The following is a 15,402-nucleotide window of genomic DNA, read 5'->3' as shown; positions in this document are numbered from 1 at the left end:
TATTTCTTTGGGTAGTGCTTCTGGTATAACAGTACTAGTTAAGACTACATCAAAAGGATGGCGATATCTACTGACATACGGATGCCAATGCAAGCACCGGTTCCCCAATTTTCACTTGGTGCAAAACTGCTGCCAATTCCCAAAACCAACGTGGGCTTGTTTGGTTGAGTACTACGAATTTGATAATTTAAAATTACTTCAAAAGAAGCAGGCTGGAGACTTTAATATCGTCCATTCACTGCCGAAAAATATAGCGTTGGAGTTGGCTCAGTGCGCCGTTGATAGCAACGACATTTCTGGCCGACACGAACTCATCGTTCGTGATGCAAACGGACTGTAGAGATGCCGGTTAGCTTGACGTCGGTGACGCCTTTAGTTTTTTATCGTCCACACCAACTTGCTTGGTCGGCCATCACACCTTGGTGACATCGGCCATCATACTTCCGATCACAGCAACCATCAGGGCAAGGTTGCCAACAGCGGTCAAACCCGCATAGAATGCGGGGCATGCGGGTGTAGTTCAATGGTAGAACGGCAGCTTCCCAAGCTTCATACGAGGGTTCGATTCCCTTCACCCGCTCCAGCCCAGCTTTTGCCATTCCTTGTAGGCATCCGGGTGAAAGTCCAGGTTATAGGTCATCCAGGGTCACCCGTATAGGTTTTTTCCCATCTGACATTCTGGTCTCTGCGATCTTCAGCAGTTCTTTATCTTCCAGTATTTCGTGGATTTTAGCCCACGCATCCGCCGTCAACAGGTAGCCGACCAGCTTGTTACGGTTCAGGATGGCGACCGGCTGGTCGCCGGATGCCTCCAGTACCGCCGTAGGATTTGCCTTCAGTTCGCTGATGCCGACCGAGGAGGGGGCCAATATCGCGTCCATGATCAAGCCTCTAAAGATCTTTTAACAGCCCTTTATAGTAGCACTGGCTCGATCACCCCTTGCCCGGCGCGGCCTTTACCAGGTTGTTGCGCAGTTTGGCGACGGCTTTTTGCAGGACCGGGAATTCTTCTGCGCTCAGGCCGGTGGCGTCGCGCAGGTTCATGTTCAGGGCGCTTTCGCGCAGGGCGCGGCCTTCGGCAGTCAGGCCGACGCGGACGACGCGCTCGTCAGCGGGATCGCGCGCGCGGTGGACGTAGCCCATCACTTCCAGCTTTTTCAGGATCGGCGTCAGCGTATTGGATTCCAGGTACAGCTTTTCGCCCAGGCCGCTCACGGTCTGATTGTCTTCTTCCCACAACGCGATGATGGCGATGTACTGCGTGTACGTCAGCCCCAGCTTGTCCAGAATCGGCTTGTACGCCTTGCCGTAGGCCAAGTTGGCGGAATAAACCGCAAAGCATAGAAAGTCGGCCAGCTGCGGGGTGGTCGGTTTGCTCATGGTGCGCCTCCTTGTTCAATGCCTCGATTATACATCGCATCCGATTTAATCGGAATTGCTTGACACGCCAAAACTTTCAAGTAATATGCGACGCATACGCTTCTATCGTATGCGATACAAAATAAATCAACTAAGGAGTTTCATCATGACCAAGCAAGTTCTGTACACCGGCAAAACCCACACCACCGGCGGCCGCGAAGGCGCCGCCCGCAGCAATGATGGCCGTCTGGATATCCAACTGTCGTCGCCCGGCAGCAGCGGCCAGGGCACCAATCCGGAGCAACTGTTTGCCGCCGGCTGGTCGGCCTGCTTCATCGGCGCCATGGGCCTGGTGGCCGGCAAGCTGGGCGTGAAACTGCCGGCCGACCTGGCGGTCGATACGGAAGTAGACCTGAACAAGGACGACAGCAGCTACTTCCTGGCGGCCCGCCTGAACGTCAGCCTGCCCGGCCTGGACAGCACCACCGCCCGCGCCGTGGTCGACGGCGCCCATCAGGCCTGCCCGTACTCCAAGCTCTCGCGCGGTAATATCGACGTCGAGATCAACCTGGTGTAAACGGAAGGGGAGAGCGCATCATGTCGAACGATCTGCATCACGGTTCCTGCCACTGCGGCGCCGTGCAATTTGAAGTCCGCGCCGCGCTGACGCCGGCCGCGCGCTGCAACTGTAGTCTGTGCCGTCGCAAGGGCGCGCTGATGTCGCCGCTGTTCCCGGCGGCCGGGTTGACGATCGTGCAGGGCGAGGATGCGCTGACCCTGTATCAGTTCAACACTCACGTCGCCAAACACTACTTCTGCAAGCATTGCGGTATCTATCCGTTCCACCAGACCCGCAAAGACCCGCTGCAGTGGCGCGTGAACCTCGGCTGCCTGGATGGCATTGATCCCTATTCGCTCGACGCCGGCCTTAGTGACGGCGCCAGCCTTTCTACCATTACCCTGGAGGACGCATAATGAACACCACTAAAATATTCGCCGCCAGCGCGCTGGCCATCGCGACGCTGTTCGGCCTCGCCGGCGCCCACGCCGCCAGCCCGGCCGGCTTTACCGACATCAAGCAGATCAAGGCCGGCGAACTGGATGTCGGCTATGTTGACCAAGGCCCGGTCAACGGACCGGTGGTGATCCTGCTGCACGGCTGGCCTTACGATATCAACAGCTACGTCGATGTGGTGCCGAAGCTGACCGCACAAGGCTATCGCGTGATCGTGCCGCACCTGCGCGGTTACGGCACCACGCGCTTCCTCGACGCCAAGGCGATCCGCAACGGCGAGCCGGCGGCGCTGGCGAGCGACGTCGTCGCGCTGATGGATGCGCTGAAGATCGACAAGGCCACGCTGGCCGGCTATGACTGGGGTGCGCGCACCGCCGATATCGTCGCGGCGCTGTGGCCGGAGCGAGTCAAGGGGCTGGTATCGGTCAGCGGTTACCTGATCGGCAGCCAGGAGGCCGGCAAGCAGCCATTGCCGCCGGCGACGGAACTGCAATGGTGGTATCAGTTCTACTTTGCGACGGAACGAGGCCGCGTGGGCTACGAGAAGAACCACCGCGACTTCGCCAAATTGATCTGGAAGCTGGCGTCGCCGGAATGGAAGTTTGATGATGCGACCTACGAGCGCAGCGCCGTGGCGCTGGACAATCCCGACCACGCCGCGGTGACGGTGTATAACTACCGCTGGCGCCTCGGCCTGGAGCCGGGGGAGGTGAAGTACGCGGGGCTGGAAGCGAAACTGGCGGCATTGCCGAGCATCTCGGTGCCGACCATCACGCTGGAAGGCGACGCCAATGGCGCGCCGCATCCAGAACCGGCAAGCTACGCGAAGCGCTTCACCGGCAAGTACAAACACGAACTGATCACCGGTGGCATCGGGCACAACCTGCCACAGGAAGCGCCCGAAGCATTTGCCAACGCGGTGATCGAGGTGGGTCGTCTTTAACGCACGAACAGTGCGATCAGGATGACGATCGGCAGGGGGATGCCAAGTAACAGCAGTAAGATCGAACGCATGGTGTTCTCCTTGTTTTAGATGGTGCGCTGGGTGATCAGCACGCGAGCGTGGTCGCGGTTACGGCCGCCGGCAATGGCGGAGATGGCGGCGATGAAGGCACCCAGCAGCAGGGCCACGAACATCCACAGTGCCGAGTGGGCAGCGGCTTTACGCGCTTCTTCGGCGGCAGCCATGGCCTTGGCTTTGGCGTCGGCGGCGGCTTGGGTGGCCTGAGCGTAGATCAGGTCGATGCGCTGTTCCGCTTCCGCTTGCGTCATGCCGGTGCGCTTGGCAACCAGCTGGGCGAGGTAGACGCGGTCTTCACCGCTGATTTTGCCGGCAGCCAGGTCGGTCAGCAGGATGCGGTTGATTTCCGAACGCTGTGCGTCGGTCGCCACATCGCCGTTGGGCGAACGCAGGATCATGTCGGCGAAGTAGGTGTTGCTACGGCCCGCACCAGCATTGGCGCCGGCAGTTGCGCCAGCTGCGGCAGCGACCGGAGCGGCAGCGGTGGCGACGGCAGCACCGGTGTCGATCGCGCCGCTCAGGGCTGCGCGCGCGCCGCCGGCCAGCACGGCCACGGTCACCAGGGTAGCAACAGCCCATGCCAGCAGGCCGTGGGCGGTGTCGCGGAAGTAGACTTCATCGGTGTGGATGCTGGCCCATTTCACGCGCAGACGGCCGGCCATGTAGCCGCCGATGCCGGAGGCAGCCAGCTGCATGAAGGCGATCCACACCACGCTGGCGGTGCCCAGCGGTTTGTCGTTGTACTGGTACGGCGACACCGACGACAGGCCGAGGCCCATGCCGAGAATCAGCAGGATGAAGGACAGCGCGGCTGCAGCGGCTGCGCCGGCCAAAATGGCGCCCCAGGAAACGCCGGAAGCGTTGCCGTCGACGGCCGGCACGGCGCCCACCGCCAGGCCTGGCCCTGCATTGAGAGGTTGTGTTTGCATGATTACTCCTTATTGTTGGTGAAGTGATCATGCGCTGTGCCGGGCCGTTGGTATGTTCGTGCTCCAACATATGCGCCACCTTGGTGCAGATTGACTATACTGGCGGCCACATCCCTGGAGGCCATCGCGCATGAACCACGTCGGACCGCAACAGCGTTTATCTACCCGTCTCGCATTTCTGGCCGCCGGCCTGGCCATGTCGGCCTGGGCGCCGCTGGTGCCGTTCGCCAAAACGCGGCTGGCGCTGGGCGAGGCGGAACTGGGCCTGCTGTTGTTGTGCCTCGGCGCCGGTTCGCTGGTGGCGATGCCGGTGACCGGCATCCTGACGTCGCGCTACGGCTGCCGGCTGGTGGTGCTGATCTCCGGCGCCTTTACCTGTTTGTTCGTGCCCGGCCTGGCCTACGCGCCGACGCCGCTGCTGTTGGGCGCCACGCTGTTTGCGGTCGGCGCATCAATCGGCACACTGGATGTGGCGATGAATGTGCAGGCGGTGATCGTCGAGCGCGAAAGCGGCGGTTCGCTGATGTCCGGCTTCCATGGCCTGTTCAGCGTCGGCGGCTTCATCGGCGCCGGTTTGATGGCGCTGATGCTGTGGGCCGGCATGACGCCGACCGCCTCGACTGCCGTGGTTGCGGCGCTTGTGGCCTTGTCGTTGATTTTGTGCGCGCCGCATCTGCTGCGCGAGCCGGATGCGGCGGAGCGCGACGGGCCGCTGTTCGTGGTGCCGCATGGCGCGGTGATTTTGATCGGCGCGCTGTGCTTCCTGTCGTTCCTGGCCGAGGGCGCGATTCTCGACTGGAGCGCGCTGCTGCTGACGGTGGAGCAGGGGCTGGACGCCAGCCGTGGCGGCCTCGGTTACGCGGCGTTCGCGATCGCCATGACGGTTGGCCGTCTCACCGGCGACCGCGTGGTGCGCGCCTTGGGCGGCAAGCGTGTGCTGCTGCTGGGCGGCTTGTGCGGCGCGGCTGGGTTCTTCCTGTCGGTGCTGGCGTCGTCCGCGCCGCTGGCGCTGGTGGGCTTTGTGCTGATTGGACTGGGGGCGTCGAACGTGGTGCCGATTCTGTTCACGGCGGCCGGCAACCAGACCTCGATGCCGGCCAGCCTGGCGATTGCCGCCGTCACCACGCTAGGTTACGCCGGCATTCTGGCCGGGCCGGCGATGATCGGCTTCGTCGCGCACGTGTCGAGTTTAAACCTGGCCTTTGGCGGGCTGGGTTGCTTCATGCTGCTGATCGCCGCCAGCGCCCGATTGGGCGCTGCCCGCAAAGCCTGACCGTCGTTGTCATTCCTGCGGAGGCGGGAACCCATAGTCAGCATGGATTCCCGCCTGCGCGGGAATGACCGTTCTCAGGCAATTTTTCGTTCGCCGCGTTGCAGCAGGTGTTCCACCATGGCGCGGTGGTCGGGCAGGTCGGCCAGCGCGCGGTGTGACACCTGCTCGATCATGGCGAACTCCTTGCGGGCTTCCTCCATGCGCGGCAGTGTTTTGGCGTTGGCGTACAAGTCGGTCGGATACTCCATCCCATACAACACATACTGCCAGCTCGATGGCGGATACATCTCGTAGTCCACCACGAAGTCCATGCGGTGCGGCGCGCGCTTGCGCCACATGGCCAGCTTGTCCCGCAATGAATCCGGAATGCTGGCCGCATCGGCGTTATCGGTCCAGAAAGCGTTGTCCTTGCGCTGCGTGAGGCAGTAGTGCAGCTTGACGAAATCGACGATGCGCTCGTAGCGCGCCTTCATCATCTCGTTGTACACCTTGGCCACCGGTTCAAAGTCGCCGTCATGCGGGAACAGGTAGCTGACCAGATAAGCAGCCGTTTCAATCAGGCCGATGCCGGACGATTCCAGCGGCTCCAGGAAGCCGCCCGACAAACCGACCGCCACGCAGTTCTTCACCCAGTGCTGTTCGCGGTAGCCGACGTTCAGCTTGAGCTGGCGCGGATTCAGGCCGTCGGCGGCCTTGCCGATATAGCCGCGCAGGACTTCTTCGGCGCGGCTGTCATCGGTATGGCGGCTGGAATACACATAGCCGATGCCGCGCCGCTGGTGCAGGCCGATGTCCCAGGTCCATCCCGCTTCGTGCGCGGTGGCGATGGTGTAGGACGGAATCGGCGCATCCGGACGCTCGTACGGCACTTGCATCGCCAGCGCGCGGTCGACAAACAGCACGTCGTTAATGTTGCGGAAGCTGGTACCCAGCGCCTCGCCGATCAGCGCCGCGCGGAAGCCGGTGCAGTCGATGTACAGGTCGGCCGTCAGCACGCCGGCTTCCTTGGTGTGGATCGCGCCGATGGCGCCATCGGCGTCCAGCCCCACCCGTTCCACCGTGGCCTGCACATGTTGTACACCCAGCGACTGCGCATGGGTGCACAGAAGGGCGGCGAATTTGCCGGCGTCGAAGTGATAGGCATAATTCAGCGGGCCGTTGAAGTCGGGATCGGCCGGACGCTTGGGTGCGCGCGACGCATCGGCCACGCGCTTTTGCATGGTGGCCGCAGCGGCGAACGCCACGCCGGGGCCTGCTGCGCCCTGCAGCCAGTACGGCAGCAGTTCCGGACCGCCGGGGCGCTGGCTCGGCAGGCTGAAGGGGTGGAAATAGTGGTCGGCGCCGGCCGCACCCGGTTCGCGCACCCAGTGGTTGAAGCGGATGCCCTGTTTGAACGTGCCGTTGCACTCGCGGATGAAGCGGGCTTCATCGATGCCGATGGTGGCTAGCGTGCCGCGAATCGACGGGAAAGTGCCTTCGCCGACGCCGATGATGCCGATTTCCCTGGACTCCACCAGCGTAATGCGCACGCTGCCGGCGTCCGCGCCGGTGCCCAGTTGCTTGGCTAAAAAGCACGCCGTCAGCCAGCCGGCAGTCCCGCCGCCGACGATCAACACTTGTTTGATGCCATCTTTTGGTAACGTTTTCATAGCACGTTTGTCTCCGTAGTGCAGCAAAGTAACCCTATCAAAAGCAAGGGGATACAACGTTGCTACAATTTTTAAATTGACATGTCCAAACAGGATTATGTACCATGAAATCGATTTCAAAAATTAAGAAAACGATTTCAGTTCGACAGAAAACGTTTTCAAGCCGCTTGAAATCGTTTTCCACGATAAATGGTAGCACCGCCGCCCGGCGCTCGCACCGCAAAAGGAGACTTATGAACCTGCACGTACCGCAATCCGGGAAGCGTTTGCTCACCCCTATTTCCTTGGCCATCTTCGCCCTGATGACCAACGCCCACGTTTATGCCGCCGATGCCGCTCCAGCCGCCGCCGATGCGCAGGCCGGCCAGGCCGCACCCGCCGCTGAACAATCTGCACCTCAGGCCGCACCAGCCGATAGCGGCAAAATTACGGAAGTCTACGTTACCGCTACCAAACGCACGACCTCGCTGCAAAAGACCCCGGTGGCGGTGACCGCGCTCAACGCGGCTGCGCTGGACGACAACCACGTCCAGACCATTCAGGACGTGGTCAACCTGGTGCCGGGCTTCTCGGCCACCGGCCAGGGCGACCACGGCGTGATCACCATGACCATGCGCGGCATCGGCAACGATTCGGCCAAGACCGAATACGCCGACCCGGAAGTGGCCTCGTTCGTTGACGGCGTCTACTCGCCGCGTCCGGAAGGCGCCACCGCGCTGCTGTTCGACCTGGACGCGATCGAAGTGCTGCGCGGCCCGCAAGGCACGCTGTGGGGCCGTAACTCCACCGTCGGCGCGGTCAACATGCAGACCGTCAAACCGGAAATCGGCAGCAATGCCGGCAACTTCGAACTGGGCTACGGCAACTACGCCCGTATCGGCGCGCGCGGCGCGCTGAACATCCCGATCAACAGCACCATGGCGATGCGCGTGTCGGTGGTGCATGAGCAGCACGACGGCTATGTCGACTACCAGGCGCCGAACATCCCGTCGCTGGCGTCGCAGCAGGCTGCCGCCGCACCGGTGATCGCCGCGTGGAACACCGCGCACCCGACCAATCCGATCGCCTTCCAGCCGATCAACCCGAACAACTACGTTCGCATGGGCAAGAAGTACAGCGCCCAGGACCAGAGCGCGGCGCGCCTGAGCTTCCTGTGGCAGCCGTCTGCCGACCTGAAGTGGAACATCTCGTACGAGCACTACGTTGACCGCGGCACCCCGAGCATCAACCTGCTGCAACAGCAGCGCCCGGGCCAGGACTTCTGGTCGGCGCTGGTGGACACCGCGCCGAGCGTGGACCGCGAGTCGAACTCGGTGCGCAGCCGCGTCGACTGGCAGATCAACCCCGACATCGCAATGGCCTACATCGCCGGCTACTCGCGCTTCAACGGTTCGTCGACCTTCGACCAGGACGGCGGCGCCAATCCGGCCACCAGCTTCACCACCGCCACGAGCAGCGCCAGCGCCGGCTACCAGGCCAACAACACCGTCGGTTCCAAGTACAAGAACTACAGCCACGAGCTGGAATTCATGTCGACCGGCAAGCGTGAAGTCGATTGGCTGCTGGGCCTGTACTACGCCAACGAAGACAACAGCATCCGCTTCGACATCCCGATCATGAACGGCACCGAGCAGGGCACCATCAGCTGGCAGGGTTCCTTCGTGCAGCCGAAGGAAACGGTCGATTCGACCGCCGCCTTCGGCCAGGCCACCTGGAACATCGCCGACGCCTGGCACCTGACCGGCGGCTTCCGCTACACCTCGGACAAGCGCAAGAACATCGGCGGCACCAACAATAACTTCTCGGACTACGATTCGCCGCTGGTGCCGATCAGCCCGTCATCCGATCCGCTGTCGCCATCGTCCGGCTTCACCACCTACCAGCGCAACGACGGCGTGTACAAGGACCACAAGCTGACCGGCCTGGGCCGTATCAGCTATGACATCGACAAGAACAATATGGTGTTCGCGTCGGTCTCGACCGGCTACAAGTCGGGCGGTCTGCAGGATGGCGGCCGTCCCTACGGTTCGGAAACGCTGACCAACTACGAAGTCGGTTCCAAGTCGACCTTCCTGGGCGGCAAAGTGCGGATGAACAATTCGGCCTACTACGAGAAATTCAAGGGCTTCCAGTTCAGCGCGCCGGTCACCAATCCTGACGGCACCCGCGGCCTGGCCACCAACAACGCCGAAGGCGCCAATGTCTGGGGCCTGGAAACCGAGATCGCCGCCAAGATCACGCCGGTGGACCGCGTGCAGTTCACCGCCGCCTACACCCATGCCAAGCTGAAGAAACTGATCGGCGGCAGCAACGATTACGTGCTGCCGAAGTGCTCGATCCCTGACATCAGCACCTGCTTGGACGTGACCGGCAACGACATGCCGCACGCGCCGAAGTTCGCCATGCAGCTGCAATACCAGCACAGCTTCGAACTGGCCGACGGCACGCTGATTCCGCGCATCAGCACCCACTACGAAACCGCCAGCTGGCTGAGCGTGTTCAACCTGGGTGATCCGGATCGTCAGAAAGCCTACAACCGTACCGACATCGGCCTGCGTTACGACGCCCAGGCGAAATGGTACTTCGACGCCTTCGTCCGCAACGTCGAAGACGGCAAGATCAAGACCAGCGCCATGAACGCCAATGGTCCGTGGCAAGCGCAGTACCTGCCGCCACGCACCTTCGGCATCAACGTGGGCCGCTCGTTCTAAGTAAAGTGTTTTTCATGTAGTCCAGTGTTGTCTGTGGTTTTAACCCCTCGCGCCGTCCCCGGCCGAGGGGTTTTTTTTTAACCCCAAACGAAAGGGTCCGACCCCGTACGGGGTCGGACCCTGGCCGCAGTGGTTTGCGGGTTTAGCTGGTGCCGCACGCTATACTGGGGGCCTGTGTATTTCGCTGGGGTCTTGATGCCTGTCCTGAGTGCCGTTCTTGCCGCCGCTTTGCTGGCCGCGCCGCCGTGCGTGGAGCCGCCGCCTGATCCGTCCAATACCTACGATGCGCCGCACACCTACGACAAGCTGGTGCGCGACTATCCCGACATCCATATCGCCAGCGATGCGCTGCCGCCCGGCGTGCGCAAGGTCGCCGATCAGGTCTACGCCCAATACGGCGCCCGCTGCCTCAAGCTGGACCTGTACCGCCCGCCCGGCGATAAGCTGCCGGTGGTGCTGTTCGTCCACGGCGGCGGCTGGAAGTCCGGCTACCGTTCCGAATTCGTGCCGATGGCGCTGCGGCTGACCCAGCACGGCTACGCGGCGGTCACGCTCAGCTATCGACTGTCCGGCGAAGCACGCTATCCGGCTGCGGTGCAGGACGTGCAGGACGCGGTGCGCTGGGTGCGCGCGCATGCGGTGGAATTCGGCCTCGATGCGCAGCGCATCGCCTTGGCCGGTGGCTCGGCCGGCGGCCAGATCGCCAGTCTGGCCGGCGTCACGGCCGGCGGCGACGTCAAGGGCATCGTCAATATCGACGGCCTGTCCGACTTCACTACCGAACTGGCGCTGAAGTACGAGAACGATCCGAAGAAAAATCCGTCCTCGGCCGGCGCCTGGTTCGGCGGCCGGTACGAAGAGCAGCCGGTGCTGTGGCGCGAAGCCTCGCCGATCCGGTACGTCCACGCCGGCATGCCGCCGATTTTATTTATCGGCAGCGCGCAGCCGCGTTTTTCCGCCGGCCGCGAAGCGATGCGGGAGCAAATGACGGCGCTCGGCGTCGCCAGCGACGAGCTGATCTTGCCCGGCACGCCCCATTCATTCTGGCTGTTCGACCCCTGGCTCCAGCCAACGGTGGACAAGACCGTCACATTCTTGCAGCAATACTTGCAGTAGCTCATGCTAGTATTCAGACACGATGCGAAAGACGACCTCTCTTCTGCTGGCCTTGGCGATCGGTGCGATGGCGCCGCTGCCGGCATATGCAGTCGAGCGCCTGGCGGTAGGCACTACCTTCAGCAATATCTTTGAGCAGGGCAGGGACGGCCAGTGGCGTGGCCTGGGCGTGGACGTGTTGCGGCTGCTGGCCGCGCGCGCCGGCGATACGATTCGCTTCCAGCTCTACCCGTGGCCGCGCGCGCAGGCGATGGTGGAACGGGCCCAGGCCGACATCCTGGTCGGCCCCTACAAATCGCCAGAGCGGCTGCTGCGCTTCGCCTTTCTCGATCAAGCTTTTTATCGCGACCGTATGGTGTTTTACGTGCGCCGCGACAGCGCGCCGCCGTGGCAAGGCGACCTGGCCGCGCTGAAGAACCATCGTCTGGCCGCCGTGCGCGGCTGGCACTACGGCGCCCAGTTCGACCAGACCCGCAAGCTGCTCGACATCAGCGAGGTGCCGCAGCTGGAAAACGGCCTGCAGATGCTGGCCCATGGCCGCGTCGAACTGCTGGCCAGTAATCAACGCAACAGCACCGCACTGATCAACAGCCTGCATCTGGATGGTGCGCTGACGGTGCTGTGTCCCGACATCACGCAACTGGATGGCTATCTCGCCTTCCCGCGTGATCCCACATTCTCTGCCGTGCGCGCGCGTTATAACGTGCTGTTCACGGAAATGGTACGCTCCGGTGAACTGGCGCGGCTGGGTGCGCGCAATGGCGTGCTGGTGCCCGCTGCCGACACCGCCCGTCCCGCCGCCAACTGTGCGGATAAACGCGGATAACGATAATGAAGATAGGTTTGTTCCCCTGGGCTTGCTCTCCCTCTCGCTGTTGGCGACAGCCGGTGTATGCCTCGCGGCCGGGCCGACGCAGCAGGCGTCCAGCAAGTCCGCGCAGACGTTCGCACCGATACCCGTCAATTCCATCTTCCGCCCGGTGCAGGCCAACGGCACTGCCGACGATGCGCTGGCCAGCGGCCGCGTGGTGGCGGGTGTGTATCCGCCGGCCGCGCATGCCGGCAAGCACTGGCGCATCGCCTTCCTGTTCCCGCACATGAAAGATCCGTACTGGGCCGGCGTGGCTTACGGCGTCATCAGCGAGGCCAGGCGGCTGGGCGTGGCGGTCGATATCCTGCCCGCCACCGGCTACGACGACCTGCATGGACAGTTGCAGAAAATGGATGAAGCCATCGCCGCCAGGTATGACGCCATCGTGGTGTCGCCGATCAGCATGACGGCCAATAACCTGTCCATTGCCAAGGCGCGCGCGGCCGGCATTCCGGTGCTGGAGCTGGCCAACGACAGCCGTAGCGACGAGCTGGCGCTGAAGGTCACCACCTCGCTGCGTAGCATGGGCATGGAAGCGACCCGCTGGGCCATCCGCGACGCCCAGCAGCGCGGCCTGAAAACCATCAATATTGCCTTGCTGCCGGGGCCGATGGGCGCCGGCTGGGTCAAGGGCGAGGTGGATGGCGCGCGCATCGCCGCGCAGGAGGCGCCGATCGAGGTCAATATCCTGGACATCCGCTACGGCGACAGTGAGCGCGGCTTGCAGGCGCAGCTGACCGGACGCATTCTCAACAAGCACGGCGCGCGGCTCGACTATATTCTGGGCTGCACCGGCTGCGCGCCGGCGGCGCTGGGGCCGATCAAGGCAGCCAAGCTGGACGACAAGATCCGTGTGGTGGCGTTCGACCTCACCGGCGAAATCGCGCAGTTGATTCGCAGCAAGGAAATCTCGGCGGCGGCCGATACCAAGGGCGTCAGCCAGGCGCGGGTGGCGATCAACGCCGCCGTCAACCTGCTGGAAGGCCGTACCAGGGAGCAGCCGCACACCATCCTGGTCAAGCTGGGGATGCTGGACCAGCAAAACCTGGCTAACTATCCGTTTGATACCTCGATTGCACCGGAAGGTTACCGGCCACAGCTGTCTTACGACCCGGCCAAGGAATAAGCGTACCGGACGCGCACGCGGCCCCATCTTGCGTTAATCTATGCGGATGCAAAGGGGAGGACGCCATCATGACACCGGAACACGACAGGCGCCAACGGCCGCAGACGTCCGATACCGCGGGTTGGCATTCGTTTGATTTCATCGTGCGGCAGGCATTGCAGGTGCAGCGCGATATCGGCACGCCCGGCGCGGTAGAGATGCTGCAGAATATGGGCCTCAATGCGCAAGTCATCGCCCGCGTGCTGTCCCCCGAACGCCGCGTGCGCGAGGAAGATTTGCGGTCACTGACCGGCGACGCCTAGACAGGTTTTCAGTTCCGGCAGATGACGCGCACTCACCGCCAGTTGCGCGCCGCAGGCCAGCGTCAGTTGATAGCGGCCGTCGCCCACCACCGACAAGCGTCGTACCTGATCGCGCCGCACGATGGCGGTGCGGTGCACGCGGAGGAAATCCTCTGTCCGCAGCAGTTGCTCGACGCGGCTGAGCGGTACGCGGTGCAGCACCGTGCGCGCCGCCAGATGCAACTCCACATAATTTCCCGCCGCCTGTAGCCACAGCACATCCCGCACGGGGATCTGCTCGATGCTGCCCACCGAGCGCACGCTGAAGCTTTCCATTTGCTGCGTGTGGGTGGCGGCGGTGTAGCCTTGCAGCGCGGCGCGGTAGGCGTCGTGCTGGCGCAGGCCGAGCATGGCGTTGGCGCGCTCGATGGCTTGCGCCAGCCGGCGGTCGTCGATGGGCTTGAGCAGGTAGTCCAGCGCGTGGACTTCAAACGCGTCCACCGCGTGGGTGTTGTAGGCGGTGACGAAGACGATCAACGGCGGCGCCGGCACGCGACTGAGTTCACGCGCCAGTTCCAGGCCGCTTTCGCGCGGCATCTGGATGTCGAGGAAAATCACGTCGGCCGGCGTGCGCGCCATGGCCTCGCGGGCGGCGGCGGCGCTGTCGCATTCGGCCAGCAGCTGCCAGCCGGCTTGCGCCTCCATGGCCAGGCGCAGGTTGGCGCGGCCGGGCGCTTCGTCGTCAACGATGATATAGCGGATCAATCCCAGTCTCCCAGCGGCAGGCGGATTGCGGCGTAGAAGCGGTCGCCGCGCGTTTCAGTGTGCAGCGAAGCGGCTGGGTTAAACATCATCAGCCGCTCGCGCGTGTTTTTCAATCCGAGGCCGGTGCCGGGATTGGCCGGCGCTTGTGCGCTGAGGGGATTGGAGACGGTCATCAGCAGTTCGGAGTTGTGGCGCGTGATGTGGACGCGAATGTCGCTGCGGCCGTCGTGGCCATCAAGGTCGTGACGCAACGCGTTTTCAATCAGCGGTTGCAGCAACAGCGGCGGGCACTGGGCTTCGTGCAGCGCGGCGTCGTCGCAGTGGATATCGATGTGCAGGCGGTCGCCGTAGCGCAGCCTTTGCAGGTCGGTGTAATCGTGGATGAATTGCAGTTCTTCGCCGAGGCGGACGGTGTCGCGCAGGCTGGCAGATAGTGCGTAGCGCAGCAAGTCGCTCAGGCGGCTGATGCCTTGCAGGGATACGGCCTTGTCGCCATCCCGCACCAGGGCGCTGATGGCGTTCAGGGCGTTGAAGATGAAGTGCGGTTCCAGCTGCGCGCGCAGGGACAGCATGCGCTGCTGCTCCAGTGCCAGCGACAGTTCGAGGTTGTGCGTGTGCGTGCGTTGCAAGGCTCGTTCCCGTGCGCGCGCCAGTCGCCAGTTGCCAATGCCGACGATGATGGCGAAGGTGGCGCCGGTGACGAACCAGCTGAAACGGCGCATGCGCAGGCGCGCCTGGTAGATGTTTTCCAGGTTGATGCCGGCGACGTCGCCGCCGTGGCGGACCCAGTCTACATAAAGCCATTGCAGCGGCTGGAACACGACCATCACCACGATGAAGAAGCCGACGATGTTGCGCCATGGTTCAAACAGCGTGGGCCAGCGCAGCAGCGCGAGACACAGCGCTGCGCTCATCAGCAGCATCGGCAGGTAGTCGATGCACCACTGCTGCCAGAGCCGCAGGAAGCTGGTGGCGCTGGCCGCACCGTAAGCGCCGGCAGCGCTGATCACGGCCCATGCCAGCACGTTCAGCACCACCGCTTGCAGCACGGCGGTCCAGCGCGGACGCGGCGTCCCATGCGCGTCGGCGGTCGGCGACACGTTGCCTGGCATGGCGCGCGCGGTTGCGAGTTTGGCGTTGGGCGGGGAGGTCATCGGCGCGAGTATAGCAGGGCGTTTTGCGCTGCCGGGCAGCTGCGTCACATGGAACCGGGCTTTCGTCCCACGCCTTGCGCAAGGCCGCGCGGCGGCGGCAGAATCGCCTTTTGCAAATCTCAAAGGAACACA

General features: G+C 63.3%; 15 protein-coding genes and 1 tRNA gene. 10 read left to right on the top strand and 6 right to left on the bottom strand.

The genetic code is table 11. From position 1 onward, the window contains the following. Window positions 1–509 precede the first annotated feature (509 nt). A tRNA-Gly gene (locus HH213_RS08475) sits at window positions 510–583 on the top strand. Between the two features lie 46 nt (window positions 584–629). Here the strand turns inward: HH213_RS08475 and HH213_RS08470 are convergent. Both HH213_RS08470 and HH213_RS08465 read right to left on the bottom strand, forming a co-directional pair. Then, window positions 630–881, bottom strand: coding sequence for a type II toxin-antitoxin system Phd/YefM family antitoxin (locus HH213_RS08470; RefSeq protein ID WP_169111965.1), 252 nt, complete (start codon window positions 879–881; stop codon window positions 630–632). Window positions 882–933: 52 nt separating this feature from the next. Continuing rightward, window positions 934–1,380, bottom strand: coding sequence for a MarR family winged helix-turn-helix transcriptional regulator (locus tag HH213_RS08465; RefSeq protein ID WP_169111964.1), 447 nt, complete (start codon window positions 1,378–1,380; stop codon window positions 934–936). Between the two features lie 145 nt (window positions 1,381–1,525). Between HH213_RS08465 and HH213_RS08460 the strand changes: the two genes are divergently transcribed. Genes HH213_RS08460 through HH213_RS08450 form a run of 3 tightly spaced genes read left to right on the top strand, consistent with a single transcriptional unit; the run spans window position 1,526 to window position 3,317 of the window. Then, window positions 1,526–1,936, top strand: a complete 411-nt coding sequence (locus HH213_RS08460; RefSeq protein ID WP_169111963.1) for an organic hydroperoxide resistance protein — start codon at window positions 1,526–1,528, stop codon at window positions 1,934–1,936. 20 nt (window positions 1,937–1,956) lie between these two features. Further along, a complete protein-coding gene (locus HH213_RS08455) occupies window positions 1,957–2,334 on the top strand; it encodes a GFA family protein (RefSeq protein WP_169111962.1) in 378 nt (125 codons plus the stop codon). After that, the gene (locus HH213_RS08450; protein WP_169111961.1) at window positions 2,334–3,317 is read left to right on the top strand and encodes an alpha/beta fold hydrolase; all 984 of its coding nucleotides are present in this window, start codon (window positions 2,334–2,336) and stop codon (window positions 3,315–3,317) included. The genes HH213_RS08455 and HH213_RS08450 overlap by 1 nt, the downstream gene beginning before the upstream one ends. 86 nt (window positions 3,318–3,403) lie before the next feature. Here HH213_RS08450 and HH213_RS08445 read toward each other — a convergent pair whose 3' ends face one another. Then, window positions 3,404–4,324: a hypothetical protein gene (locus HH213_RS08445; protein WP_169111960.1), complete on the bottom strand. Its 921-nt coding sequence runs from the start codon at window positions 4,322–4,324 to the stop codon at window positions 3,404–3,406. Window positions 4,325–4,454: 130 nt separating this feature from the next. On the opposite strand from HH213_RS08445, the gene HH213_RS08440 reads away from it, so the two are divergent. Then, entirely contained in the window at window positions 4,455–5,597 is a 1,143-nt protein-coding gene (locus tag HH213_RS08440) for an MFS transporter (RefSeq protein WP_110845471.1), read from the top strand. Window positions 5,598–5,671: 74 nt separating this feature from the next. Here the strand turns inward: HH213_RS08440 and HH213_RS08435 are convergent, their stop codons facing one another. Then, a complete protein-coding gene (locus tag HH213_RS08435) occupies window positions 5,672–7,246 on the bottom strand; it encodes a tryptophan halogenase family protein (RefSeq protein WP_169111959.1) in 1,575 nt (524 codons plus the stop codon). A 233-nt stretch (window positions 7,247–7,479) separates the two neighbouring features. On the opposite strand from HH213_RS08435, the gene HH213_RS08430 reads away from it, so the two are divergent. The 5 genes from HH213_RS08430 to HH213_RS08410 all read left to right on the top strand — a co-directional run bounded on the left by HH213_RS08430 (window position 7,480) and on the right by HH213_RS08410 (window position 13,372). Then, complete coding sequence (locus HH213_RS08430) at window positions 7,480–9,957, top strand: TonB-dependent receptor (protein WP_110845469.1); 2,478 nt, start codon at window positions 7,480–7,482, stop codon at window positions 9,955–9,957. 195 nt (window positions 9,958–10,152) lie between these two features. Continuing rightward, window positions 10,153–11,073, top strand: a complete 921-nt coding sequence (locus HH213_RS08425; protein ID WP_169111958.1) for an alpha/beta hydrolase — start codon at window positions 10,153–10,155, stop codon at window positions 11,071–11,073. A gap of 22 nt (window positions 11,074–11,095) precedes the next feature. After that, window positions 11,096–11,899 carry a substrate-binding periplasmic protein gene (locus HH213_RS08420; protein WP_169111957.1) on the top strand — a complete coding sequence of 268 codons (804 nt, stop codon included), beginning with the start codon at window positions 11,096–11,098 and terminating at the stop codon, window positions 11,897–11,899. 31 nt (window positions 11,900–11,930) lie between these two features. Then, a complete protein-coding gene (gene torT / locus HH213_RS08415; RefSeq protein WP_229263356.1) occupies window positions 11,931–13,070 on the top strand; it encodes a TMAO reductase system periplasmic protein TorT in 1,140 nt (379 codons plus the stop codon). 68 nt (window positions 13,071–13,138) lie between these two features. Beyond that, window positions 13,139–13,372 (top strand): hypothetical protein, encoded by a 234-nt coding sequence (locus HH213_RS08410; RefSeq protein WP_110845465.1) that lies wholly within the window; start codon window positions 13,139–13,141, stop codon window positions 13,370–13,372. Here the strand turns inward: HH213_RS08410 and HH213_RS08405 are convergent. Further along, window positions 13,352–14,116, bottom strand: coding sequence for a LytR/AlgR family response regulator transcription factor (locus HH213_RS08405; protein ID WP_229263355.1), 765 nt, complete (start codon window positions 14,114–14,116; stop codon window positions 13,352–13,354). The genes HH213_RS08410 and HH213_RS08405 overlap by 21 nt on opposite strands. After that, complete coding sequence (locus HH213_RS08400) at window positions 14,113–15,270, bottom strand: sensor histidine kinase (RefSeq protein WP_169111955.1); 1,158 nt, start codon at window positions 15,268–15,270, stop codon at window positions 14,113–14,115. The genes HH213_RS08405 and HH213_RS08400 overlap by 4 nt, the downstream gene beginning before the upstream one ends. Window positions 15,271–15,402 lie beyond the last annotated feature (132 nt).

Origin of the sequence: Duganella dendranthematis (assembly GCF_012849375.1) — a bacterium.
Classification (GTDB): Bacteria; Pseudomonadota; Gammaproteobacteria; order Burkholderiales; family Burkholderiaceae_D; genus Rugamonas; species Rugamonas dendranthematis.
This window is presented reverse-complemented; position numbering and strand designations above follow the sequence as displayed.